General features: G+C 54.7%; 3 protein-coding genes. All 3 read left to right on the top strand.

All coding sequences use genetic code 11. The annotated features are described in order from the left end of the window. The coding region (locus tag K309_RS43645; protein WP_232232648.1) for a hypothetical protein at positions 1–479 on the top strand (479 nt) is incomplete at its 5' end. Positions 480–1,620: 1,141 nt separating this feature from the next. Further along, the gene (locus K309_RS0134420; protein ID WP_029050412.1) at positions 1,621–2,010 is read left to right on the top strand and encodes a hypothetical protein; all 390 of its coding nucleotides are present in this window, start codon (positions 1,621–1,623) and stop codon (positions 2,008–2,010) included. A gap of 69 nt (positions 2,011–2,079) precedes the next feature. Beyond that, positions 2,080–2,721: a hypothetical protein gene (locus K309_RS39505; RefSeq protein WP_051320772.1), complete on the top strand. Its 642-nt coding sequence runs from the start codon at positions 2,080–2,082 to the stop codon at positions 2,719–2,721. Positions 2,722–2,861 lie beyond the last annotated feature (140 nt).

Genomic DNA, 2,861 nt, shown 5'->3' with positions numbered 1-2,861 from the left:
GCCGCCTGAGAACCGGCCACGATCAACCTTCGTACACCAGATTTGACTTTATCTCCGTTCCTGGGCCGGCAGTCTGGTACGACACACTGAGGCCGAAGGGAAAGAGTGTCAGCTCAACGGAAGTATCGGAAGCTTATTGGAAACTGTCAGACGGCGGTCGCAGTGTTGTATCGGGTGAGTCTCTTGCGCGTCATCTCGGCGTTTCACCAGCATATTTGTGGGAACGGCATCTGCCGGTTTGGGAGCAGTGCCAAAAGGGTAGAAATGACTATCGCCGAGCGCAAGCTCAGGTGCGGCAGGACGAACTTGATGCATTAGTCCGCCTGGCCTGCGACAAGGCTGTCAGCGAAGGATATTTTCCGACGCTCTACCGTATCCGCCAGCATTTGGTTCTTCCTTCCCGTTACGGTGGTCGGGAGGCTGACAGAGCAATCAAAAAGTGCTTTAAGGAGCTTTTTTCTTCCGCTCGGAAGGCATAGCGTGTCGTTTTTTGTGGCAAGGCATAGCGTGCCGTTTGCGACATCCTATGGCTTAGCTGCTCACATTTGTTGGGAAATTCGGCGATTCGTGGCCGCGATTGCAAGCAATTCCTGGCCAAGGACTGGCCAAAATATGCCTTATATGCCTCTTTTTTGGCGAGGGCGTTTAGCCAATTAGTGTCCGAACTTGCATTGGTTCAACGATAAAGTGACCGAACTTTTGATTCTTTCTGTAAGTTTTTGAATTTAAACGGTTTTTTGAGCGCAGATCTGACAGGTTTCAAGACGACTTCGACTGGAAGGCAACTGGTTACCTGAGTCTAGTCAGTTGGCACTAGCGGACATTCCCACGCACAGCCGACCGCTACCGACTACCACCGCGGAAACTTCTCGGCCACATCCTGCGACGCTGTCACCCCTTGGCGTGTTCCGACCCTCGCCGGGTGGTACAGCTTTGCCAAGGCATCTCTCAAGTGAATCGGCACGTATGCCTCCTTGCCGCATCGCTCATGCAGTAGCAGGTCGCCGAGACGCCGAATGAGCTAAACGAGCTCATTTTCTCCGGCGCGCTAAATGACACCGGCATACCTTGCCGGCGTCTGCGCATCTGGACCCCAATTTTCCACTTCGCTGGCGCCGGGCGAGGGCGCCTCTCCGCCAAGCAGCAGTTGCGCTTCTGATGACGCGCCAGCTCTGTCCGATTAACGCACAGATTGTTGTCTCCACGAGTATTCCAAAAACAACCTGCTCTCCCTTCCTCTTTTCGGCTCCTACCCTTGGTGCGCGCCGCTTGAAAACCTCAGAACTTGTCCTCCCGCCCAAATCATCCCCCCGTGTTGGAGATATACGTTCTTGCAACCAGTTAGGTGCTGCGCAGGTGGGTCATCCGTCCCGCTCGCACCTGAGATGTAGGGAACAGAAACAATGGGAATGCACGTGTACGAGGTGTGCAAGGGCTTGAAACTCTTGGCGGAGGGCGTCAATGGAATCGCATGGTGGATAGACCCGAAGACCGGGCACAGGCTGGAAAACGCGACGTATATACACGGCCATGAAGAGGCCCGTCGTGGTCACTCGCCGGACGAACTGAAGGGTTCATCCATCTACACGTACGAGCTACGCCTCGAATACTCGCTGGAACTTGGATGTCAGGGCAGGGGATTGGCACGACGTCTTAGCGGCCATGGTTGGCTTCGACCGGAACAAGCGGGACGCCTACCCCGCAGACGGTCCCTTCATTGAGTTGCTTCACAAGGACTACTCAATGGCGACGTTCGGCCCGAGTGCAGCCAGAAAGCTTGTTGCTGACTTCAATGCGTGGAACGACCGGGCATCAAAGGTTCTAGCGAAGGAGGAATTCTACGAGGAGGATTTTGACGCGCCATCGTGGTTGTACCACCGACCAAAAAAGCTAGTCGGTGAGCAGTATTTCTACGACGACGAGTTCTACTTGACCTACTGGTGGCTGCGCACGTGTTTTGCGCACGCGACTACGAATGGAGTGGTGAGGTCCTATTGGCAGATGCCTTGAGCTTGCCGCAGAGACACGCTCACACGCGAGTGAGCTTCGCGTTTTGAACTGACGAAATCTGGAATATCTATGCCCTGGACCTATCTTGTTGCGCTGACGGATGTGAAGAAACGCGAGCAACCTCGACATTCAAATCAGTATGGCCTCTGCCCGGTCACCAATGAGCCGCTGAATAATGTGGTTCTGGTGGTGGCTCCGCGTTCGTACCCTAGACTTGCTGAGGGGTTGGAAATCGGCGCCGTCTACGAACACGAAGGCGAGAAGGAATTGGCGTGTTGCGTCGAAGGACGATATGAGGACTTCTACTTTTTCGAATGGTGCAGGGTCCTCACAATCATCATCACGAGGAGCGGAAAGTTCATTAAGAACGGTACGCTAGATGAGTGGGTCGACCAAGTCGCTGGTGCGCTGGAGGACGAGCAGAAGTACCCTGAAACTGGTGGACGTGGACCCTTCTGGGAACTCGTTCGCTATGGCCTTAGAGGCGTGACTTTCGGGCCGGTAGTTTGCGCGAAGCTCGTTCGAGACTTCGACGAATGGGAGCATGTGGCCAAGGCACACGGTGATGAGCGATTTTATGCGTTGTATTGTCGGCTTCGCGAGTGCTTTGCCTATCCGAACGGAAGCGGGCTCGTTTATTACCCGGAGCCGCAGTATTTTCGGCAGAGCAAATCGGACGACCGCCCGTTGCTTGGGATTGACCTGGCGTAAGGCGAGAGCGAGCGAGGGCAGCACGTAGTAACTTTTCAGCGAGCGTTGATGAATTCAGCGCTCGCATTGCTTTGCCGGAACCCAGGGGGGCTTGATAGTAAGCGACCGAGAAACAGCGTCCTAGTTTTATAGGGTGAGTC

Source organism: Cupriavidus phytohabitans, assembly GCF_000426345.1.
Taxonomy (GTDB): domain Bacteria; phylum Pseudomonadota; class Gammaproteobacteria; order Burkholderiales; family Burkholderiaceae; genus Cupriavidus.
Note: the sequence above shows the minus strand (reverse complement) of the source record. Positions and strands in the feature narration are given on the sequence as shown.

Excerpts from the sequence above, each read along its gene's own strand:
- K309_RS39505 (WP_051320772.1), top strand. The coding sequence starts at position 2,080 with ATGCCCTGGACCTATCTTGTTGCGCTGACGGATGTGAAGAAACGCGAG.